At 69.9% G+C, this 19,293-nt stretch carries 21 protein-coding genes; 14 read left to right on the top strand and 7 right to left on the bottom strand.

Annotated features, from left to right (window positions below; all coding sequences use genetic code 11):
* Positions 1–55: 55 nt before the first annotated feature.
* Positions 56–976: a LysR family transcriptional regulator gene (locus tag ABFO07_RS19025; RefSeq protein ID WP_347469398.1), complete on the bottom strand. Its 921-nt coding sequence runs from the start codon at positions 974–976 to the stop codon at positions 56–58.
* A gap of 103 nt (positions 977–1,079) precedes the next feature.
* On the opposite strand from ABFO07_RS19025, the gene lysA reads away from it, so the two are divergent.
* Positions 1,080–2,318 carry a diaminopimelate decarboxylase gene (gene lysA, locus ABFO07_RS19020; RefSeq protein WP_059563121.1) on the top strand — a complete coding sequence of 413 codons (1,239 nt, stop codon included), beginning with the start codon at positions 1,080–1,082 and terminating at the stop codon, positions 2,316–2,318.
* 52 nt (positions 2,319–2,370) lie between these two features.
* Here lysA and ABFO07_RS19015 read toward each other — a convergent pair whose 3' ends face one another.
* Entirely contained in the window at positions 2,371–2,817 is a 447-nt protein-coding gene (locus ABFO07_RS19015) for a hypothetical protein (RefSeq protein WP_059804432.1), read from the bottom strand.
* A gap of 421 nt (positions 2,818–3,238) precedes the next feature.
* Here ABFO07_RS19015 and ABFO07_RS19010 point away from each other — a divergent pair, with 421 nt between their 5' ends.
* The 3 genes from ABFO07_RS19010 to ABFO07_RS19000 are packed head-to-tail and all read left to right on the top strand — an operon-like array spanning position 3,239 to position 6,279.
* The gene (locus ABFO07_RS19010; RefSeq protein WP_347469397.1) at positions 3,239–4,345 is read left to right on the top strand and encodes a hypothetical protein; all 1,107 of its coding nucleotides are present in this window, start codon (positions 3,239–3,241) and stop codon (positions 4,343–4,345) included.
* Position 4,346: 1 nt separating this feature from the next.
* Positions 4,347–5,402, top strand: coding sequence for a hypothetical protein (locus ABFO07_RS19005; protein WP_059804426.1), 1,056 nt, complete (start codon positions 4,347–4,349; stop codon positions 5,400–5,402).
* Positions 5,403–5,406: 4 nt separating this feature from the next.
* Entirely contained in the window at positions 5,407–6,279 is an 873-nt protein-coding gene (locus ABFO07_RS19000; RefSeq protein WP_059804422.1) for a DUF4239 domain-containing protein, read from the top strand.
* On the opposite strand, the gene ABFO07_RS18995 is transcribed toward ABFO07_RS19000, so the two are convergent.
* Positions 6,251–6,934, bottom strand: coding sequence for a response regulator transcription factor (locus ABFO07_RS18995; RefSeq protein WP_060015475.1), 684 nt, complete (start codon positions 6,932–6,934; stop codon positions 6,251–6,253). The two genes, ABFO07_RS19000 and ABFO07_RS18995, sit on opposite strands and share 29 nt — an antisense overlap.
* Before the next feature lie 275 nt (positions 6,935–7,209).
* Here ABFO07_RS18995 and ABFO07_RS18990 point away from each other — a divergent pair, with 275 nt between their 5' ends.
* The 8 genes from ABFO07_RS18990 (at position 7,210) to ABFO07_RS18955 (ending at position 13,140) form a co-directional block, all read left to right on the top strand.
* Positions 7,210–7,899, top strand: a complete 690-nt coding sequence (locus ABFO07_RS18990) for a DUF2589 domain-containing protein (RefSeq protein WP_059563075.1) — start codon at positions 7,210–7,212, stop codon at positions 7,897–7,899.
* Positions 7,900–7,915: 16 nt separating this feature from the next.
* Positions 7,916–8,794 carry a DUF2589 domain-containing protein gene (locus ABFO07_RS18985; RefSeq protein WP_230942261.1) on the top strand — a complete coding sequence of 293 codons (879 nt, stop codon included), beginning with the start codon at positions 7,916–7,918 and terminating at the stop codon, positions 8,792–8,794.
* Entirely contained in the window at positions 8,778–9,224 is a 447-nt protein-coding gene (locus ABFO07_RS18980) for a lysozyme (RefSeq protein ID WP_059563078.1), read from the top strand. The genes ABFO07_RS18985 and ABFO07_RS18980 overlap by 17 nt, the downstream gene beginning before the upstream one ends.
* A gap of 151 nt (positions 9,225–9,375) precedes the next feature.
* Complete coding sequence (locus ABFO07_RS18975; RefSeq protein WP_060148364.1) at positions 9,376–10,506, top strand: extracellular catalytic domain type 2 short-chain-length polyhydroxyalkanoate depolymerase; 1,131 nt, start codon at positions 9,376–9,378, stop codon at positions 10,504–10,506.
* A gap of 46 nt (positions 10,507–10,552) precedes the next feature.
* Positions 10,553–11,095, top strand: coding sequence for a hypothetical protein (locus ABFO07_RS18970; protein WP_059804411.1), 543 nt, complete (start codon positions 10,553–10,555; stop codon positions 11,093–11,095).
* Positions 11,092–11,712, top strand: coding sequence for a hypothetical protein (locus tag ABFO07_RS18965; protein ID WP_060148362.1), 621 nt, complete (start codon positions 11,092–11,094; stop codon positions 11,710–11,712). Before ABFO07_RS18970 ends, ABFO07_RS18965 begins: the two co-directional genes overlap by 4 nt.
* Positions 11,713–11,838: 126 nt before the next feature.
* The gene (locus ABFO07_RS18960) at positions 11,839–12,456 is read left to right on the top strand and encodes a hypothetical protein (RefSeq protein ID WP_059563082.1); all 618 of its coding nucleotides are present in this window, start codon (positions 11,839–11,841) and stop codon (positions 12,454–12,456) included.
* 66 nt (positions 12,457–12,522) lie between these two features.
* Positions 12,523–13,140: a hypothetical protein gene (locus ABFO07_RS18955; protein ID WP_059563083.1), complete on the top strand. Its 618-nt coding sequence runs from the start codon at positions 12,523–12,525 to the stop codon at positions 13,138–13,140.
* A gap of 45 nt (positions 13,141–13,185) precedes the next feature.
* On the opposite strand, the gene ABFO07_RS18950 is transcribed toward ABFO07_RS18955, so the two are convergent.
* Entirely contained in the window at positions 13,186–14,073 is an 888-nt protein-coding gene (locus ABFO07_RS18950; RefSeq protein ID WP_059563084.1) for a DMT family transporter, read from the bottom strand.
* Between the two features lie 125 nt (positions 14,074–14,198).
* Between ABFO07_RS18950 and ABFO07_RS18945 the strand changes: the two genes are divergently transcribed.
* Positions 14,199–15,671 carry a PLP-dependent aminotransferase family protein gene (locus tag ABFO07_RS18945; RefSeq protein WP_059804404.1) on the top strand — a complete coding sequence of 491 codons (1,473 nt, stop codon included), beginning with the start codon at positions 14,199–14,201 and terminating at the stop codon, positions 15,669–15,671.
* Here the strand turns inward: ABFO07_RS18945 and ABFO07_RS18940 are convergent.
* The 3 genes from ABFO07_RS18940 to ABFO07_RS18930 all read right to left on the bottom strand — a co-directional run bounded on the left by ABFO07_RS18940 (position 15,668) and on the right by ABFO07_RS18930 (position 18,657).
* The gene (locus ABFO07_RS18940) at positions 15,668–16,027 is read right to left on the bottom strand and encodes a glyoxalase superfamily protein (RefSeq protein WP_059804401.1); all 360 of its coding nucleotides are present in this window, start codon (positions 16,025–16,027) and stop codon (positions 15,668–15,670) included. The genes ABFO07_RS18945 and ABFO07_RS18940 overlap by 4 nt on opposite strands.
* 83 nt (positions 16,028–16,110) lie before the next feature.
* On the bottom strand, positions 16,111–17,544 hold the full coding sequence (locus ABFO07_RS18935) for a nicotinate phosphoribosyltransferase (RefSeq protein WP_347469396.1): 1,434 nt from the start codon (positions 17,542–17,544) through the stop codon (positions 16,111–16,113).
* 72 nt (positions 17,545–17,616) lie between these two features.
* Complete coding sequence (locus ABFO07_RS18930; protein ID WP_347469395.1) at positions 17,617–18,657, bottom strand: bifunctional nicotinamide-nucleotide adenylyltransferase/Nudix hydroxylase; 1,041 nt, start codon at positions 18,655–18,657, stop codon at positions 17,617–17,619.
* Positions 18,658–18,837: 180 nt separating this feature from the next.
* On the opposite strand from ABFO07_RS18930, the gene ABFO07_RS18925 reads away from it, so the two are divergent.
* Positions 18,838–19,290 (top strand): type II toxin-antitoxin system RatA family toxin, encoded by a 453-nt coding sequence (locus ABFO07_RS18925; RefSeq protein WP_059804393.1) that lies wholly within the window; start codon positions 18,838–18,840, stop codon positions 19,288–19,290.
* The last annotated feature ends 3 nt before the right edge of the window (positions 19,291–19,293 follow it).

Below are 19,293 nucleotides of genomic sequence, written 5' to 3'. Positions count from 1 at the left end.
GCGGGCGGCAGCGGAACGAAGCCTCCATCATACGGCCCGCAATCCGCCCCGCGCGTCAGCCGAGATGCGCGGCGAGCCGGCGGCGGATCGCCTTCGCCTCGCCGCGCAGCGCGCCGGCAAACGCGTCGACCAGCAGGTTCTTCGGCCGGTGCTCGGGCACGATGATGCTGACCCGGTAGGGGAACGAGCGTGTGAGCGGCCGGATATGCAGGTCGCGCCCGACGAAATCGAGCGCGGTCAGCGGATTGACGATCGCCGCGCCGAGTCCCTGCCGCACGAACGCGCACACCGACACCGCCGACGGCGTCTCGACGACCGAGCGCGGCGCGACGCCAAGCTGCGCGAACGCCTCGTCGATCAGGATCCGGTACGGGTCGTTCAGCGACAGGCCGATGAACGGGCGGTCGGCGAGATCCTCGAGATCGAGCGCGGCCTTCGCGAGCAGCGGATGGCCGTCCGGCAGCACGCACACCTCGTCGGCCTCGAGCAGCGGCGTGAGCACGGTGCCGGCCGGTGCGACGTCGTGCTCGGTCAGGCCGAGGTCGTAGCGCTGCGCGGTCAGCCATTCCTCGAGCACCGGCGATTCCTGCGTCGCGACCGACACGCTGACGCCCGCATGCGCCGCATGGAAGCGCCGGCACGCGCCGGGCAGGATCGCGTGCGAGAACGCCGGCAGCGCGATCACCGACAACTGCCCGTCGCGGAATTCGCGCAGCCGCGCGGCGGTCGCCGCGACACGTTCCAGCCCCACATACGCGAGCCGCACGTCGTCGAACAGCGTCAGCGCGGCCATCGTCGGCCGCAGCCGGCCGTGCGCACGCTCGAACAGCGCGAAGCCGACGACCTGCTCCATCCGCGCCAGCTCGCGGCTGATCGTCGGCTGCGACGTGTAGAGCATCTCGGCCGCGCGGGTCGCGCTGCCGGTGACCATCAGCGCGCGGAAGACTTCGATGTGGCGATGCGTGAGCGCAGCCATATATATCAGGAATGAATTGAATGTCGATAAACCGGCATTTTACTGGATGGCCGTTTGCGCGCATCATCCGCACTATCCGTTCATTCGATTCGACCCGCTCACCATGTCTCTCGATTCCCGCCAGCTCGCGACGCTCGCGCAGCAACACGGCACCCCGCTGTGGGTGTACGACGCCGACGTCATTCGCGACCGCATCGCGCAGTTGCGCCAGTTCGACGTGATCCGCTACGCGCAGAAGGCGTGCTCGAACGTCCATATCCTGAAGCTGATGCGCGACGAGGGCGTGCTCGTCGATGCCGTGTCGCTCGGCGAGATCGAGCGCAGCCTCGCGGCCGGGTTCCGGCCGGACGGCGACCCGGAAGGCGTCGTGTTCACCGCGGACCTCGTCGACCGGCCGACGCTCGCGGCGGTGCTCAAGCATGGCGTGACCGTCAACGCGGGCTCGCTCGACATGCTCGCGCGGGTGGGCGAAGCGGCGCCCGGCCACCGCGTGTGGCTGCGCATCAACCCCGGCTTCGGCCACGGGCACAGCAACAAGACCAACACCGGCGGCCCGCAGAGCAAGCACGGCATCTGGATCGACGACGTGCCGCAGGCGATCGAGATCGTGCGGCGCCACGGGCTCCAGCTGGTCGGCATCCACATGCATATCGGCTCGGGGGTCGACTACGGCCACCTGTCGCAGGTGTGCGACGCGATGGTCGACCTCGTCACGTCGCTCGGCCACGACATCGAGGCGATCTCGGCGGGCGGCGGCCTGTCGATCCCGTACCGCGACGGCGAGCCGCGCGTCGACGTCGATCACTACTTCAGCCAGTGGGACGCCGCGCGCAAGCGGATCGAGCAGCATCTCGGCCATGCGGTGCGCATCGAGATCGAACCGGGCCGCTTCCTCGTCGCCGAATCGGGCACGCTCGTCGCCGAGGTGCAGGCGATCAACCGCCGGCCGAAGCACGACTTCGTGCTGATCGACGCGGGCTTCAACGACCTGATGCGCCCGGCGATGTACGGCAGCTATCACGGCGTCAGCGTGCACACGCCCGACGGCGCGACGCCCGACGGCCGGCCGCTCGCGCACGTCGCGATCGCGGGCCCGCTGTGCGAATCCGGCGACGTGTTCACGCAGGACGCGGGCGGCGTGGTCACGCACCGCCACCTGCCGCAGCCGCAGATCGGCGACCTGCTGTTCGTGCACGACGCGGGCGCGTACGGTTCGTCGATGTCCTCGAACTACAACAGCCGGCCGCTCGCGCCGGAGGTGCTCGTCGATCGCGGCACGCCGCGCCTGATCCGCCGCCGGCAGACGGTCGCCGAGCTGCTCGCGCTGGAATTGCAGGCGTAAGACCGTCGCACACGGCGGTGCGACGCCGCACGACGCCGCGCCGTACCGCCCGTTAGCCGAACGCGCGCCGCTCGGCTTCCGGCCGGCTCAGCGTTTCGCTCAGCTTCACCGTCAGGTGCGAATATGCGCGCGGGTTGAACTTGATCCGCACCGGCGGCCGCTCGTTCGCGTGGCTGAGCCAGTCGTAGTCCTCGCACAGGTCCGACGTGATCCGGCTTCCCTGCCACAGGGCCGGCACCGCGCGCGCGGCCAGCGTGTCGAGATCGCTGTCGCACCATACCTCCCAGATGTCGACGCCTTCCTGCGGCTGTACGGCCGTCGCCGCGCCGTAGCCGTCGCGATACAGCGCCTGCGGTTTCGCCAGGTCGGCGATCACGTAGAAGCCGTAGCCGAGTTCGCCGCCCGCCGCCGGATCCCAGCCGGCCGTCTTCTGCCGCAGCCCCGCCGACAACGACGCGCGATGCCCCGATCGCGTCGCGTGATAGCCGATCAGTCTCATCGATCGCACTCCTCTCCGTTCGGTTCGTTTCGTTCGACGCGCTTGCCGCGCGCAGCTGCCTTCCACGATAGCGGCGCATCCGGCGCCGCGCGATAGGGCATCCGTCCCGCCGCGCACCGGGCCGAACGGCCCGTGAACGTGGCGCGCCATCGTGCTCCATCATGCGTCGCCCCCGCTGCGACATCCCGTTCACGCCCCCCCGTCACGGGCGTTTCGTCACGCCCGGTTCCATGACGACTGCCGCATTGTCCGCGCGATGCGCGCCACGCAAAGTGGCGCCACGGATTCGCGCGCACCGCGCGCCCCGGATGTCCGCGCGCCACCCGTCGCGCCGGTTGGCGCGCCCCGCATCGGCGGCCGCGCCGCATCCGGAATCCGCCCTTTCCGCGCGATGCGCGCCCCCATCGAAGGAACCGTCGTCATGAAACAGTTCGTCCGCGTCATCTCCGTGCGCTACGACTGCGCGGCCAAGCCCGCGCGTCATCCGCACGAACCGCTCGAGACCTACGTCACGCGCTTGCAGAACCATCTGCTCGAGCATCTGCACGAAGCCGTCTCGCTCGCGCTGTACGCCGTCCAGGCCGAACACGACGAGGCGGACGCGCGCCGCCTGCCCGTCACGTTCGTCACCGCGCCGGAGTTCTACTGGAACGTGCCGTGGCACGCGCTGCGCGACCGGCGCGACGTCCATGAACTCCCCGCACTGCAGATCGGCCCCGTGTGCGACGCGATCGCGGAAGTCGCCGAGCAATTCCCGGCCTGGCACTTCGGGCACATCGTGTTCCTGCCCGGCACCGCGGCGATGCTGTTCGAGGTGCCGCGCCCGCCCGGCACGGCGCAGGCCGCGCAGCACGGCGCGCTGTTCGAATCGCTGAACTACGTATACGCCACGACCAACTTCCTGCCGCCGTTCGACGCGGGCGACGATGCGGGGCTGCGGCGCGCGGCCGTATGGCCGAAGCATCACACGTCGCGCATCGACTACGGCCTGCAGACGAGCGAGCGCGCGGACGCCGGTTCGCGGACCTTCCAGCTCGCGGACGGCAGCCCCGTCGAGGTGCTGCAGGAAAGCGCCGTCGCGCCGCACGGCACGACCGCCCCGCATGCGCCCGGCGCCGGCCGCTACGGCGCGCGCATGGCCGAAGGGTTCGACAACCGCCACGACGGCGTGCCGCCGTTCGGCATCGACATCTGCCGCGACTACCTGCTGTGGCGCAACGCGCCGTCGCCGCGCGACGCGAAAGCGCCGCATCTCGCCGAGCCGCGCTACGTGATCGACTTCGTGCCGTCGTACGGCGTGAACATCAGCGACGCCGCGTTCCCCGTGCCGCCTTCGCTGCAATACATCGTGCACAACGACGGGCGCGCCGCCCGGCAGGTCGTGGTGTTCGAGGTCGATCGCACGCGGCCGAGGTGGAACCGCGTCGCGCCGGCGCGCTGCATGCGGCATCTGGGCGCGGCGGCCGGCGAGCAGGTCGCGATCCACGAATTCACGGTCGACGTGCCAGGCCAGGGCGGAGCGCAATGAAATGGACACGACACGCTTCACGCGCTGGCGCGACAACCGGCATCGCGCGACGCCGGCGCCGGCCCCCGCGCCGCGCGCGGCGGACGGGCTCGCAACTCAGCTCTGCGAAGAATGCGAAGCCATGGCCCGCTACGCGCTGCATCACGGGCTGCCCGTCGAGCCGGACACCGTCGCGCAACTCGCGGCGCTGACGGCCGGCAGCGGCGCGCCGGCCGCCACGCCGCTCATGCCGGCCCAGCAGCACCTGCTCGCGACGCTCCACCGCAAGCTCGCCGCGCTCGTCGCGCCGGCCACGCCGCAGGCGGTCACGCTGCTCGACCTGCACCGCCGCAGCGCGCATCCGCTCGCGTGGCTCGGCCCGGTGCCGCTGGTCCGGCTGCTGACCGTGTCGGCCATCGGCTTCCTGCTCGCCGTGATCGCGACGAGCCTGTCGCCGCACGTGTCGAGCGAGAACATCGATCGCGGCTTCCTGCAATCCGACGGCGCGCAGCTGCTGTGGAACACGCTGTTCCTGCTGTGCTGCGCGGGGCTCGGCGCATCGTTCGCGACGCTGTTCCAGGCGCACCGCTACATCGCCGCGTCGACGTACGACCCGAAATACGACGCGTCGTACGGCGCGCGGCTGATTCTCGGCGTGATCGCCGGGCTGATCCTCGTCGAGATGCTGCCGGCCCAGCTGTTCGCGCAAGGCAGCATGCACAGCTTCGGCCGCCCGGCGCTCGCGATGCTCGGCGGCTTCTCGGCGACGGCCGTGCACCGCGTGCTGCAGCGTCTCGTCGACACGCTCGAGACCCTCGTGCAAGGCGATCGCTCGGGCGACGTCGACGCAACGCTCGCCGCGACCCGCGCGCGCACCGCCAGCGAGCGCGTGCAGTGGCAGGGCGAGCTCGCGGCCAGCCTGCTCGACCTGCAGCAATCGCTCGATACGTCCGCCTCCGCCGACGCGATCCGCGCCCGCCTCACCCAGTTCACGCGCGCGATGCTCGCGGCCGACCCGTCGCTCGCGCGGCACGGCGCCCCGCTTCCCCCCTCTCCCCCCAACGACCACCAGGAGTAACGCCATGCTGTTCCTGTACAACATCCCCGCCGCCGCGATGGGCGCACTGATCGTGGCCGCGACGCTCGCGGCCGCGCTGCTCGGCTATGCCGTGTTCCGGCGCATCATGCCCGGCCGCCTCGACGCCGAGCAGCGCGGCATGATCATCGCGATGATGTCGGCCGTCACGACCATCAACTCGCTGCTCGTCGCGTTCTCGGCGGTGTCCGTCTGGACGTCGTACCAGGCCGCGGCCGATACCGTCGCGTCCGAAGCCGCGTGCGCGACCGAGCTGGCGCACGATCTCGCGGCGTTCCGCGGCGCCGGCACCGGCGCCGATGCCGCGCGCCAGGCGCTCGCCACCTATCTCGCACGCGTTGCCGACGACGAGTGGCCGCAGATGCAGCAGCACGCCCGCGCCGCGCCGAGCGCGGAAGCCGCGTTCGACCGGATGTTCGCGGCAATCAACCACGTCGCGCCCGCGGACGAGCGCGAACGCGTGCTGCTGTCGGAAGTGATGGCGCGCGCCAACGAGATGGTCAAGTACCGGCAAAGCCGCCTGCAAAGCCTCGATTCCGCGATGCCGACGACGCTGTGGGCCGTGATGCTGCTGTCGAGCAGCCTGTCGCTGGTGTTGCTGTATGCGCTGCCCGGCACGCGCTTCAACATCGGGCTCGTGTCGATCTGGGCCGTGACGCTCGGGCTCGCGTTCTTCTTCGTGATGGCGGTCGACCGCCCGTTCGCCGGCGAAGTGAGCGTGAGCGCCGAACCGATCCGGCACGCGCTCGTTGCGCTGCGGGCCGAGCTGGCCGCCCCGGGGAACGCGCCGTCCGCTGCCGCGTCCGCCGCGCCGGGCCCCGCCCCGCGCGTCACCCCGGCGGATTGCAGGCGGACGTGAAGGTGCAGCCGGACGGCTCGGCCGGCACATGGCGCGCCAGCCATAACGCGGCCTCCGTCCGGTTGCTCACGCCGATCTGCCGGAACAGCGCATACAGGTGATTCTTGATCGTCCCCTCCGCGACGTTCAGCACGCGGCAGATCTGCTTGTTCGACTTGCCTTCCGCCAGCAGCCGCAGCACGTCGCGCTGGCGCGGCGTCAGCCGCTCGAACGCGCGGTCGTCGCCGGCCGGCAGGCCGAACGGTCGTGCGTGCCCCGCCCCGCCGTCGCCCGCCGGCACGTAAATTGCGCCGGACGCGATCCGGTCGAGCGCATCCGCGAAGTCGTCCGCGCTCGCATGGCGGTCGATGATGCCCGCCGCGCCGGCCAGCAGCGCGTCGGCGATCGAGCGCCGGCACACCCCGGCGACCACGCACAGCCACGGCGTCGCGCCGAACGCCTCGTGCAGCACGTTCGGCCAGCTCGTCGACGCGGCATGGTCGTCGCACTCGATCGTGATGGCGCCGACCGTGTCCGGCAGCAGCGCGTCGCGCAGCCGATGAACGTCCTCCGGGCGCTGGGCAGCCCACACATGCCAGCTCATGTCGCGTTTATACAATACGCCAGCCACGCCTGCCACGAATAACGGCGGGCTATCGATCATCAAGACGTTCATTTCGGCGGTTTCCTCGATAGCGGAATGCTCGGATTAGGTTTTTTTTCTCCACTTCCGCTGGCTTTTTTACCGCTGTTTCTTTCGCCGCGCACTAGGCTCGTCGATCCGGGAAGAATGTCCTAATACCGCCCCGTTCAGCCATTTCTTCCGGCCCCAAGCAGCCGGCCCAGGCCGCCGGACGTGACCGACGTCATCTTCCATGATTCCCTTCGATTCCCTAACTTGAATAACGGCAGCGAATTTCCGCTGCCATCAACAGGCGGAGGAGTTTATTCATGGACGCTAATTTCATTGGTTCGGTGATTAACGCTTTACCGATGGATCAAATGATCGCCGGCCCATTAAACGCGATGATCAACGCGCAAACGCAGGCCGCGAAGAGTTATACGGATTTTCTGATGCAGGTCTGCATCCAGGGCGGCAAGGCGGTGGCCGTGCAGTTCGACTACGACGAAACGCTGGTGGACGAGAGCGGCGTCTCGAAGGGGGTCGTGCAGAAGACCATGCGGATCCCGCTGCTCGCCGCGGTCGTCCACCCGATCATCGCGATCGAGGAAGGCACGATCGACTTCGAGATGGAGATCACGCAGTCGGAAAAGGCGTCGTCGTCGACCGAGGGCAGCGGGGAGTTCAAGGCCAAGATCGGCTGGGGGCCCGTCAGCGTCAGCCTGTCCGGCCGCGTGTCGCACAAGTCGGAGCAGACGCGCAGCACCGACACGCGCGCGAAGTATTCGATCCACACGCAGATCAAGCGCCAGCAGCCGCCCGAAGCGCTGATGCGCGTGATCGACTTCCTGACCGACGCGGCGACCAAGCCGGCCGTCACCGCGGACAAGGCGAAGGAAGTGAAGCCGCTGCCCGCGACGCCGACCGACGGCACGCTGGTCGGCGAGACGTCGGGCAGCGGCGCGGGCGCCGCCGGCGCGGCGGGCGGCACGCCTGCGCAAGCCGGCACGCACCCGTAAGCGCCCGGGGCCGGCCATGATCAGGCTATTCAAACGGCGACGCGGCCCGGCCGCGCCCGACGACCCGCCGGCCGCCGCCGGCACGCCGCACGGGAGCACCGGTGCGCCGGGGGATGCGGGCGGGCCGGCGGAGCGACCGGTTCAGCCCGCGCCGCCCGCGCCACCGCATACCAGCGCCGCGCCGGGCGAGCCGGCGGGCGGGACGGCCGATGCGTCGGCCCCGCCGCCCGCGCCGAGCGCCGCCGATGCATCACCGGGCGGTCCGGCCGGCGCCGCGCCCGGCCCCGCCGCCGCGCCGCCGTCCGATGCGCCGCCCCCCGCGCCCCCTGCCGGCACGCCGCCCGGCGCGCCGGCGAACGCCGACCGCCCGCCGCCGCGCGGTATCGCGCTCGACGAGATCGCACGCGGCATGCAGCACGCCGCGGCGGCCGCGAACCAGCTGCTCGCGCACCAGTACACGGCGATGCTCGACCAGTTCTTCGACGAGCGCGACGACGGCCTGCTCGCGCCGCGCGAAGTGCAGGTCGCGCTCGACGCCGAACACACGATGCCGGTGCCGCTCGTCGCGCTCGCGACGCCGCGCGGCCTCGCGCTCGAGCGGATGGTCGTGCACCTGACGGTGCGCGGCGATTTCACCGAGGCGCTGCCGGCCGGCGGCCTCGCCGGCGACGACCAGCGCGGGCGCTTCTACGTGACGCTCGCGCCGCGCTCGTCGAGGAAGGACGCGCAAGGCAACCCGGGGCAGCGCGACACCGAGCACATCGATATCGAAATGCAGTTCGCGGCGCTCGCGCCGCCCGAAGCGATCATGCGCGTGATCGACGAATACACGCACCGCCTGGTGCCGCGCGCACGGCACGGCAACGAGGAGCACCACGATGGCGAACCAGCCTGAACGCACCGGCACGCAAGGCATCGAGCTGATCAAGCATTTCGAGGGCCTGCGGCTCGCCCGGTATCTCGATGCGGTCGGCAAGCCGACGATCGGCTACGGCCACCTGATCCTGCCGCACGAGCAATTCACCCGCCCGCTCACGCAGGCCGAAGCCGACGCGCTGCTGAGACGCGACCTGCGCGGCGCCGAGCTGAACCTGCGCAAGCTCGTGCGCGTGCCGATCACCCAGCAGCAGTTCGACGCGCTGATGTCGTTCGTCTTCAATCTCGGCGCGGGCCGGCTGCGATCGTCGACGCTGCTGCGTTACCTGAACGCCGGCGCGAGCGCCCGCGCGGCCGACCAGTTCCTGGTGTGGAACAAGGCTGGCGGCCGGCCGCTGGCGGGCCTCACGAAGCGGCGCCAGGCCGAGCGCGCGCTGTTTCTTTCGTGAGCGCCGCGCGCGGCGCAGGACGAACGTCACGGGCCGCCGACCCTGCCGTTCGCGCCATTCACCGCGCCGCGCGCCGCGCCTAAGCTGAAGCCGTCGCCTCACTCAAGCGCAACACGCGCCACCCCGACGAATCTCACGACAGGAGTCCAACATGAATGTCTTTCCGCCGTTCGATCACGCGAAGCCGCGCCGTTTCACCGTGCCGCGCGCGGCCCGCGCGTCACTTGCCGCAGTTGCAGCCGCAGTTGCAGCCGCGCTTGCCGTCGCCGCGGCCGCCACGCCGCAACCCGCGCTCGCCGCCGGCGCCGCGCCGCTGCCCGCGTATGCGGCCGACCTGCAGCGCACGTCGGTGTCGGGCCTGTCGTCCGGCGGCTTCATGGCCGCGCAGTTCGACGTCGCGTATTCGAGCCGGCTGATCGGCGCGGGCATCATCGCCGGCGGCCCGTTCTACTGTGCGGGCGCGAGCGAGCTGATCGCGCCGGCCGTCGCCGCGACCACGCTGTGCATGCAGCCGGTCGGCTCGGCGCCGTCCGCCGCCGACGCGCTGCGCGCCGCGCGCACGTTCGCGCAACGCGACGAGATCGACGATCCGGCGAACCTGCGCCGCCAGCGCGTCTACGTGTTCAGCGGCGCGAAGGATACGGTCGTGTCGACGCGCGTCGTCGACCAGACCGCACGCTTCTACGAACTCGCGCAGGTGCCGCCCGCGAACCTCAAGTACCGGCGCCATCCGGACGCCGGCCACGCGTTCGTCACGGATCGCCCCGGCGACGCCGCGTGCAGCGCGAACGCGAGCCCGTACATCGACAACTGCGGCTTCGAGCAGGCGCACGACATCGTGCGCTGGATCTACGCGACGCCCGACCGGCCGCTCAACCCGCCCGCCGCGCAGGCCGGCGGCACGCTGCTCGCGTTCGACCAGCGCGCGTTCGATCCGCAGCAGCGCGCGTCGCTCGGCGATACGGGCTACGTGTACGTGCCCGCCGAATGCGAGCGCGCGTCGTGCGCGGTGCATGTCGTATTCCACGGCTGCGTGCAGAACGTCGCGACGGTCGGCGAACGGATGATCCGCGGCGTCGGCTACAACGAGATCGCCGACACGAACCGGCTGATCGTGCTCTATCCGCAGGTCGCGAAGTCGGGCGTGAACCCGCTCGGCTGCTGGGATTTCTGGGGCTATACGAACGCCGAGCCGACGCAGCCCGGCTTCTATCGCCGCGACGCGCCGCAGATGGCCGCCGTGATGCAGATGGTGCAGCGCCTCGGCGCGCCGCGCCAATGAGCGGCGCGCCGCCGCTTCGACGACTCTCACACGACAAGGACACGCCATGCTCTCCACCCTCATCGCCCAATGGGAAAGCGCGAACCTCAACGCGCTCCAGCTTTACGGCAAGGTCGTCGCGCAGACGACCGGCGCCGGCGGCACGCCGCACGGCCCCGCGTGGCGCGCATTCGCGCACACCGCGCTGCTGACCGGGCACCGCTATCTCGACGCGTGCCAGGCCGCCGCCGACACGCTGTGGCGCGACCAGATCGCGCAGCTCGGGCTGCGCGGCTCGGCTGCGGCCGTCAAGGAACTCGCCGCGCTGAACGCCGATCTCGCGACGCGCTTCACGCAGAGCCATCTGCAGCACGCGGGCGCGCTGGCCGACGCCGCCGCGCAGTGCCTCGACGATCTGGGCCGCACGCGCGGCCCCGGCGACGCCGCGATGGCGTTCGGCCGCTTCGCGGGCGACCTGCACGCGCAGGCCCGCGCACACGCGCTGCACGTGTCGTCGCTGGCAACGGGCGTCGCGCCGGCGCTCGCGCAATGGGCCGACCGCAACCTGCGCGACGACGCCGGCGGCGACGCGACGGAGCAGCCGTCATGAACATCCGGCTGCGGTTCGTGAACCGCTCGAACGATTGCGGCAACAGCGAGGTGGTGCTGTTCCAGCGCGACGTGGTGCCCGATCTCGACGCCTTTGCGATCGCGTGGAAGGTCATCCGTTTCTGCGGCCGCGACTGCTTTCATCCGTTCGCCTACTCGACCGACATCGACATCGCGCTCGGCGACGAGCACGGCAACTTCTCGCCGCGCGTCGCCGCGCCGCCGGGCGCGCACTTCACGATCGACGCGCTGCCGAACGGGCGCGGCCGGCTCGAGCCGGACCCGGCCGGCAGCGAAGGCGGCGACATCGAGGTCGTGAACCGGCTCGCGCGCGGCGCGGTGAACGTCAACGCGTTCAGCGAAGGCCGGCTGCTCGCCGCGAAGCACGCGGTCGCGCCGGGGCAGAAGGCGGTGTTCCGGTTCACGCCGACGCTGTGGATCGGCGTCGCGTCGCAGGTGCAGGAAGGCCATGCGCTGAACGCCGCGGTGCTGTCGAGCGCCAGCACGCTGCTGCCGCTCGCGGGCCTCGCCGCCGCGGACATCGTGATGACGGGCGGCGGCACCGGCGCCGACGCGCAGCCGTTCGGCTTCGCGCTCGAGCAGGTCGTGCGGCTGTAGCGCCCGAAACGGCTTCATGTTCGATTTTTCCGGTTCGACGGGCTGGCGCCAGCGCCAGGCCCGTGGACCGGCAGGCAGGTGCGCGGCAAACCGATTGCCGCTTTCTTCAACTCAAGGAGCAACGACGTGGATATCCAGCTGAACCTGATCAACCGTTCCAACGATGCCAACAACTCGAGCATCGTGATCTTCCAGAAGAACGTCGCGACCGATTTCGACGAACTCGCGATCGCATGGAAGGTGATCCGCAACTGCGGACAAGGCGACAACCATCCGTTCAAATTCCCGATGACGATGAGCGTGAGCGCGAGCGACAGCTACGGCAACTATATGCCGCAGCAGAACGCGACCAACGGCCAGGTGTTCCAGGTCGTGCGCTCCAGCTCGGGCGACGTGCTGCAGCTCGGCGGCGACCCGGGCGCGAGCAGCGAGGTGCAGGTGCGCAACGACCTGCCGGCCGGCGCCGTGAATGCGACGATCTACAAGGACGGCAGCGCGCTTGCGCGCAAGACGTCGATCGCGCCGGGCCAGAAGGCCGTGTTCCAGTTCAAGCCGACGCTGTGGATCGGCGTCGCGTCGCAGATCGAACAGGGTGCGCTGCTGAACTCGGCGGTGATCTCCGACATCAACGCGGAACTGTCGCTGCTCGGCATCGCGAGCGCCGACATCGTGATGACGGGCGGCGGCCCGGGCCCGCGCTCGCTGCCGTTCACGTTCCGCCTCGAAAACGTCGTGATGGCGTAACGCCCGATGCGTGCCGGCGGGCTTCGCCCGCCGCCCTTCAATCAGTCCTACGAAACAAGGCGAATCATGGACATCAAGCTCAACTTCATCAACCTGTCGAACGACGTCAACAACAGCCAGGTGGTGATCTTCCAGAAAAACGTGTCGACCGATTTCGACGAGCTGTCGATCGCGTGGAAGGTCATCACCAACTGCGGTCGCGGCGACAACCATCCGTTCGTGTTCCCGCTGAAGACGACCGTCTCCGCGAGCGATGCCGACGGCAACTACATGCCGCAGAAGCGCGCCGACAACGGCCAGTTGTTCAGCGTGTCGCGCACGACGTCCGGCAACGTGCTCGCGCTGTCCGGCGCGGCGTCGACGTCGCGCGAGATCCAGCTGCGCAACGACCTGCGCCAGGGCGCGATCACCGCGTCGGTGTTCAAGGACAGCCGCCTGCTCGCGCGCAAGACCGGCATCGTGCCGGGCCAGAAGGCCGTGTTCGAGTTCAAGCCGACGCTGTGGATCGGCACCGCGTCGCAGATCGAACAGGGCGCGGTGATGAACTCGGCGGTGATCTCCGACATCAACACCGAGCTGTCCCTGCTCGGCATCGCGAGCGCCGACATCGTGATGACGGGCGGCGGCGGCGGCACGAGCGCGACGCCGTACCAGTTCAAGCTTGCGAACATCGTGATGGGCTGACGGTGCGGCTCGGGCGGCGGTGCCGTGCGCCGTCGCCCGACTGCGTCACCCGGCCCTGCGCACGGGCACCCCTCGCGAAAAATACTTCGCGCCCGCCACGCACCCGACGACGATCGCCGTCACCGCGATCATCGACGCCGGCACCGGCTCGTGCAGCAGCCCGGCGGCCAGCACGAGCCCGAAGAACGGCTGCAGCAGCTGCAGCTGGCCGACGCCCGCGATGCCGCCGAGCGCGAGCCCGCGATACCAGAACACGAAGCCGATCAGCATGCTGAACAGCGACACGTACGCGAGCCCCCACAGCGCGCCGGCGTCGATGCCGTCGAACGTCGCGGGCCGCGTGACCCACGCGAGCGGCAGCATCACCGGCAGCGACAGCACAAGCGCCCACGAGATCACCTGCCAGCCGCCGAGCTGCCGCGACAGGCGCGCGCCTTCCGCATAGCCGAGCCCGCACGCGACGATCGACGCGAACATCAGCGCATCGCCGACCGGCGACGCCTCGCCGCCGTTGCGCAGCGCGAACGCCGCCACCGCGGCGCTGCCGACCAGCGAGAAGATCCAGAACGGCAGCCGCGGCCGCTCGCCGCCGCGCCACACGCCGAACAGCGCGGTCGCGAGCGGCAGCAGCCCGACGAACACGATCGCATGGGCCGACGTCACGTGCCGCAGCGCAAGCGCCGTCAACAGCGGAAAACCGACCACGACGCCGAGCGCGACGATCGCCAGCGATACGGTTTCGCCGCGCGTCGGCCGCGGCTGCTTCAACGCGACGAGCAGCAGCAGGCCGAGCGCGCCGGCGATCGACGCGCGCGCGAAGGTCAGGAACATCGGGTCGAGCCCCTGCACGGCGACGCGCGTCGCCGGCAGCGAGCCGCTGAAGATGATCACGCCCAGCATGCCGCTGAGCCAGCCGTCGGTGGACTTTTGCACGGGAATTCCTGATCGAGGATGAATCCCCGATGATCCGCCGCGCGGAAAAAGCGCGTAAGCTACAGCACAATACAATTGCACCAAACTGTACTGGACAAATTTCCGTACAGTTTACGAACCGCGCCATGACCCGCCTCGCCCAGGAACCCGCTTCGCCTCCCCCGCCGCGCACGCGCGTGGAAACCGTGATGGACACGCTGCGCGCGCGGATCGCGAGCCGCGCGCTGATGCCCGGCGCGCGCGTGCCGTCGATCCGGATGATGGCCGATGCGCTGCACGTGTCGAAATCGACCGTCGTCGACGCATACGAGCGGCTCGCCGGCGAAGGCGTGCTCGTCGCGCGGCGCGGCTCGGGCTTCTACGTATCGGGCCACGCGCCGCCGTTCGCGCTCGCCGATCTCGCGCCGCGCCTCGACCGCGAGCTCGACCCGCTGTGGCTCACGCGCCAGTCGCTCGAATCCGGCGCGGCCGCGGCGAAACCCGGCTGCGGCTGGCTGCCGCCGTCGTGGCTGCCCGACGACAGCCTGCGGCGCGCGCTGCGCGCGGCATCGCGCGACGAAGCGGATGCGCTCACCGACTACTCGACGCCGCTCGGCCTGCCCGCGCTGCGCCAGCAGCTCGCGTGGCGGCTCGCGCAGCACGGCATTCATGCGGAGCCCGCGCAGATCGTGCTGACCGACAGCGGCACGCATGCGCTCGATCTCGTGTGCCGCATGCTGCTCGAACCGGGCGACACGGTGATGCTCGACGATCCGTGCTACTTCAACTTCCAGGCGCTGCTGCGCGCGCACCGCGCGCGCATCGTCAGCGTGCCGTACACGCCGGCCGGCCCCGATCTCGCGCGCTTCGAGCAGACGCTGGCCGAGCACCGGCCGCGCCTGTACATCACCAACGCGGCGCTGCACAACCCGACCGGCGCGACGCTCACGCCGCCCGTCGCGCACCGGCTGCTGACGCTGGCCGCCGAGCACGGGCTGCTGATCGTCGAGGACGACATCTTCGCGGATTTCGAGCGCGTGCCCGCGCCGCGTCTCGCGGCGTTCGACGGGCTGTCGCGCGTGGTGTCGATCGGCAGCTTCTCGAAGACGCTGTCGGCCGCGATACGCTGCGGCTACATCGCCGCGCGCGCGGAATGGATCGAGCCGATCGTCGACCTGAAGCTCGCGACGTCGTTCGGCAACGCGCCGCTCGGGGCGAACGTCGTGCACCGGCTGCTCGTCGACGGCACCTACCGGCGGCATCTGGACAGCCTGCGCACGCGGCTCGCCGACGCGATGGGCGAGACGGTCCGGCGGCTCACGCGCACCGGGCTCGGCATCTGGACCGAGCCGCGCGGCGGCCTGTTCGTCTGGGCGGAACTGCCCGACGGGCTCGACGCCGCGCGCGTCGCGCGCCACGCGCTCGCCGACGGCGTCGTGTTCGCACCGGGCAACGTGTTCAGCGCATCGCACGGCGCGACGTCGTTCCTGCGTTTCAACGTCTCGCGCTGCAAGGGGCCGGCGGTGTTCGACGCGCTGGCGCGGGCGATGGATGCGGCGCGGCGCGACGAACGCGCGGGGGCGGCGCTGGAAGCGAACGAACGCGCGCCGGCGCGCTAGGACATCTCGCAGAAACGCAGCCGGTTGCCGAACGGATCGGTGATCTGCATCTGCCGGCCCCAGTCGAGCGCATCGACGCCGGGCCGCGCGTACGCATAGTTCTTCTCGATCAGCTCGTGATGCAGCACATCGATGTCCTCGACCGGGATGAAGGTCACCGCGCCGGGCGTGCTGTCGCCGTGATGCTCGCTCAGGTGCAGCACCACCGCATCGCGCCTGACCTGCGCATAGAGCGGCAGCCCCGGTTCGAAGCGATGCTCCCAGTCGAGCGTGAAGCCGAGATAGTCGAGATAGAAGCAGTACGCCTTCTCGATCGAGAAAATGCGCAGGATGGGAATGGCGTTGATCAGCGGCATCGTTCGGGGCCTCGCGGTGGGATGGGCCGCGGCCGGGCCGGCGGCCGCGGCGCGCGTGCCATCATACCGCGCCGCGCTTCACGTCACGCTTCGTGCGCGTGCGCGCGCGCCCGCACGTCCGCGAGCGACACGTCCACCAGCAGGCGCCCGGTATCGAACACCGTCTCGAGCGCCTCCTCCCAGTCGCCCTCGATCGCGCGATCGTCCCACGCGAGCGGCAGCGTCGCGGTGCGCCATTCACCGGTGCGGCGGTTGCGCAGCAGCGTCAGGCGCCCCTTCTTCGAGCGCTTGCCCGCATCGGTGACGGGATCCTTGCAGACGTCGTGCCACACGCCGCCGCGCCGGATCGCCGAGCACTTCATCGCGAAACGCTGCGTGTCGCGGTTCACCTGCTGCAGCAGCGCGCCGCCCATCCCGAACACGACGTTGCCGGCCGCATAGCCCGCATCGTCGAGCGCGGACAGGATCGCCGCGATCGACGTGGCGTCCACGCCGTCGCCCTGGATCACGCGCACATGATTCAGCACGCGCCGGCCCTTGCCGTTGAGCGTCGCGCCGAACGACGCGTCGAGCGCACGTACGGTCTGCAGCACGATCGTCACCGGGTCGCCGGAGTCCGGGCGCACGACGAGCGTCGCGCCCGAGTCGATCACCGCCTGCTTCAGCTCGCCGCCCCATATTTCGAGCGCGGCGAACAGATCGTAGGAGTCCGACACGACCGATACGATCGCGCCCGGCAGCCCGAAGCGGCGCAGCACGTTGCGATACGCGTCGGCCTCGCCTTCGCGGCCCCACGACGTGATCGTGCTGTGCTCGGCCGCCGGCACCGAATACGCGGCCATCGGCTCCCGGTAGAAGCGGTTGGCGGCGAGCACGCCGAGCACCGTATCCGATCCCATGAAGCTCACGAGGTGCGCGGCGCCGCCGATCGCCGCCGATTCCGCGCTCGACACGCCGCGCGCGCCGAAGTCGTGCAGCTTGAACGGCAGTTGCGTCACATCGTCGTCGGTCTTCTCGAGGAAGCCGCGAATCGTCTGCCGCAGGTGCCAGCTCTGCGTCGCGACCGTCACCGGATACCACACGCGCAGCAGCATCGTCTCGAGGTACGACGCGAGCCAGAACACCTGAGGGTCGTCGCATTCGACGGTCATCAGCACGTTGTGTGTCGGCACCACCGCACCTTCCGGCACCGCGCGGATCTTCACCGGCAGGTAGCCGTCGTAGCGCTCGACGATATGGCGCCACCCCGCTTCGTTGAACGGCTCGCCGTGCACCGCGAAGAATTCGCGCGCGTCGTCGATCATCGCGTGCGTGATCGGCTTGCAGAGGTACTCCTTCAGCAGCATCTGCAGGCCGAAGAACAGCGTGCGGTCGTAGCGGCCGCCGCGCGATTCGACGTACGAGAACATCGCAGTCGCGTCGGCCGGATATTGCAGGAAATGGGACGCCTTGTACGAATCCGTGTTGAGGATCGGGTTGGCGAGAACCGCGGCAAAGCCGCCGAGATCGTTTTGCATGGCTAGAGCTCCTCTAGGCCGTTGGGAAACCGTCGCGTCTGTCGCGACGGTGGAATGCGGGGAATCAGCGGATCACAGCTTCCCCAGGAAGTGATACGCGATGTCGAAGTGATCCTCGAACATCACGCAGCGCATCTGCGCGAATTCGTTGAGCGGCACCCAGCGCGCCTTGTCGGCGTCGTCGCTGCCCTTCACGCGCGGCAGTTCGCCGGTCGGGAAATTGAACAGGCACGCGTGCGTGATCGTGCGGCCACGCAGCGAGCGGGTCGGATGGTCGAACACCTGGCGATCCTTCAGCGAGCCGCGCAGCACGGGTTCCGGCAGCTTCAGGCCGGTTTCCTCGCGCAGTTCGCGAATGCACGCGGTATCGAGGCGCTCGTCCTGGTTCACGAAACCGCCCGGCAGCGCCCACAGCCCGCGGCCCGGCTCGCTGCGCCGGCGCACCAGCAGGATGTGGCCCGAGTGCACGACCACCGCATCGACGGTCACGAACGTGACCGGATACGGCGCCGCCGCCCACGCCTTGCGGTACGCGGCGATGAACTCGGCTTCCGCCTTCAGCTGCGCGAATTCGGGCTGCGTGCGAAAGCGCTCGAGCCAGCCGAACACGGGTTCGGGCACGGCCCACTGCACGAAGCTGTTGGTGCGTTCCGCGAAATACTGGTCGCGGATTTCGGTGGCGGAGATGTCTTCCGTCGCGTCGACGTCGAGCAGCGTCCACTGCGGGAACATCCGCAGGTAATACGACGACGCGTCCTTCTCGTGGCCGATCAGCCCGACCTTGCGCTGCGACACGTCGCCGAGCGCGGATGCAACCGCGTCCTGCACCCAGCGCACCCAGTCGCCGTCGTTGTAGGTCGAATCCTGCACCGGCGCGATCGTCACGCGGTCGCGCTCCGACGCGTCGAGCAGCGAGGCCAGCATCTGGCGGCGCTCGTCGAACGAAAACGGATCCTTGATGGTGCGGGGCTTGTCGGTCGACCCGATCAGCACGCAAACGCGCTCGGCCTGGCTCAATGCCGACTTCAGCACGTTCAGGTGGCCACGGTGCGGGGGCTGGAAACGACCAATGAAAACAAGTGCGTCGAAACGCTTTGAGTGCTGCGTACTCATGAGGCTCCCTCAAGAGATGGATACGCTTCGGGTCTGTCCCGAAGGCATGGAACGAATCGTAGGCGTTTTTTTGAGATGGGTCAATCGAGCGCGTGCTCGACTTGACGTTGTCTGACGGAAATCGCGAGACTGGCGCGCTACACTCGACTTCATCCGGACCTGCGCGCACGCGCCCCTATCATGAGGATCTCAGTCAGCCGAATCATCGGCGTCGATCGCAGGCGCCTCTTCACGTGGTCGCAGGATTACGCGCGGCGGCTCGTGTGGGACAGCTTCCTGACCGACGCGTACCTGCTCGACGGCATGACGGCGGACGTCGGCATCGATGCGTTCTGCCGCAGCCGCACGGGCGCGACGATGGTGTCGCGCTACGTCTCGTACCAGCCGCCGCAGGTCGCGGCGATCGAGATGGTCGACGGCCCGCGGGTGCTCGCGCGATTCAGCGGGAGCTGGAATTTCACCGCACGCGCGCCGGCTTCCACCGAGGTGAAGTTCACGTACCACTTCCGCGCGCGGCCGTCATGGCTGCGCTGGCTCGTCGAGCCGCTGTTCGCCGCGTTCTATCTCGTGCAGACGCGCCGGCGCCTCGATTCGTTCAAGCGCTGGGCCGAAGCGGAGGCCGCGCCGCGTTGACGC

It is taken from the genome of Burkholderia stagnalis (assembly GCF_039848545.1).
Lineage (GTDB): Bacteria > Pseudomonadota > Gammaproteobacteria > Burkholderiales > Burkholderiaceae > Burkholderia > Burkholderia stagnalis.
The sequence above is the reverse complement of the archived record's forward strand: the minus strand, read 5'-3'. Positions and strand labels throughout refer to the sequence as shown.

Bases quoted from the DNA above. Each gene is read 5' to 3' on its own strand.
- ABFO07_RS19025 (WP_347469398.1), bottom strand. From the start codon at position 976: ATGGCTGCGCTCACGCATCGCCACATCGAAGTCTTCCGCGCGCTGATG.
- lysA (WP_059563121.1), top strand. From the start codon at position 1,080: ATGTCTCTCGATTCCCGCCAGCTCGCGACGCTCGCGCAGCAACACGGC.
- ABFO07_RS19015 (WP_059804432.1), bottom strand. From the start codon at position 2,817: ATGAGACTGATCGGCTATCACGCGACGCGATCGGGGCATCGCGCGTCG.
- ABFO07_RS19010 (WP_347469397.1), top strand. From the start codon at position 3,239: ATGAAACAGTTCGTCCGCGTCATCTCCGTGCGCTACGACTGCGCGGCC.
- ABFO07_RS19005 (WP_059804426.1), top strand. From the start codon at position 4,347: ATGGACACGACACGCTTCACGCGCTGGCGCGACAACCGGCATCGCGCG.
- ABFO07_RS19000 (WP_059804422.1), top strand. From the start codon at position 5,407: ATGCTGTTCCTGTACAACATCCCCGCCGCCGCGATGGGCGCACTGATC.
- ABFO07_RS18995 (WP_060015475.1), bottom strand. From the start codon at position 6,934: ATGAACGTCTTGATGATCGATAGCCCGCCGTTATTCGTGGCAGGCGTG.
- ABFO07_RS18990 (WP_059563075.1), top strand. From the start codon at position 7,210: ATGGACGCTAATTTCATTGGTTCGGTGATTAACGCTTTACCGATGGAT.
- ABFO07_RS18985 (WP_230942261.1), top strand. From the start codon at position 7,916: ATGATCAGGCTATTCAAACGGCGACGCGGCCCGGCCGCGCCCGACGAC.
- ABFO07_RS18980 (WP_059563078.1), top strand. From the start codon at position 8,778: ATGGCGAACCAGCCTGAACGCACCGGCACGCAAGGCATCGAGCTGATC.
- ABFO07_RS18975 (WP_060148364.1), top strand. From the start codon at position 9,376: ATGAATGTCTTTCCGCCGTTCGATCACGCGAAGCCGCGCCGTTTCACC.
- ABFO07_RS18970 (WP_059804411.1), top strand. From the start codon at position 10,553: ATGCTCTCCACCCTCATCGCCCAATGGGAAAGCGCGAACCTCAACGCG.
- ABFO07_RS18965 (WP_060148362.1), top strand. From the start codon at position 11,092: ATGAACATCCGGCTGCGGTTCGTGAACCGCTCGAACGATTGCGGCAAC.
- ABFO07_RS18955 (WP_059563083.1), top strand. From the start codon at position 12,523: ATGGACATCAAGCTCAACTTCATCAACCTGTCGAACGACGTCAACAAC.
- ABFO07_RS18945 (WP_059804404.1), top strand. From the start codon at position 14,199: ATGACCCGCCTCGCCCAGGAACCCGCTTCGCCTCCCCCGCCGCGCACG.
- ABFO07_RS18940 (WP_059804401.1), bottom strand. From the start codon at position 16,027: ATGCCGCTGATCAACGCCATTCCCATCCTGCGCATTTTCTCGATCGAG.
- ABFO07_RS18935 (WP_347469396.1), bottom strand. From the start codon at position 17,544: ATGCAAAACGATCTCGGCGGCTTTGCCGCGGTTCTCGCCAACCCGATC.
- ABFO07_RS18930 (WP_347469395.1), bottom strand. From the start codon at position 18,657: ATGAGTACGCAGCACTCAAAGCGTTTCGACGCACTTGTTTTCATTGGT.
- ABFO07_RS18925 (WP_059804393.1), top strand. From the start codon at position 18,838: ATGAGGATCTCAGTCAGCCGAATCATCGGCGTCGATCGCAGGCGCCTC.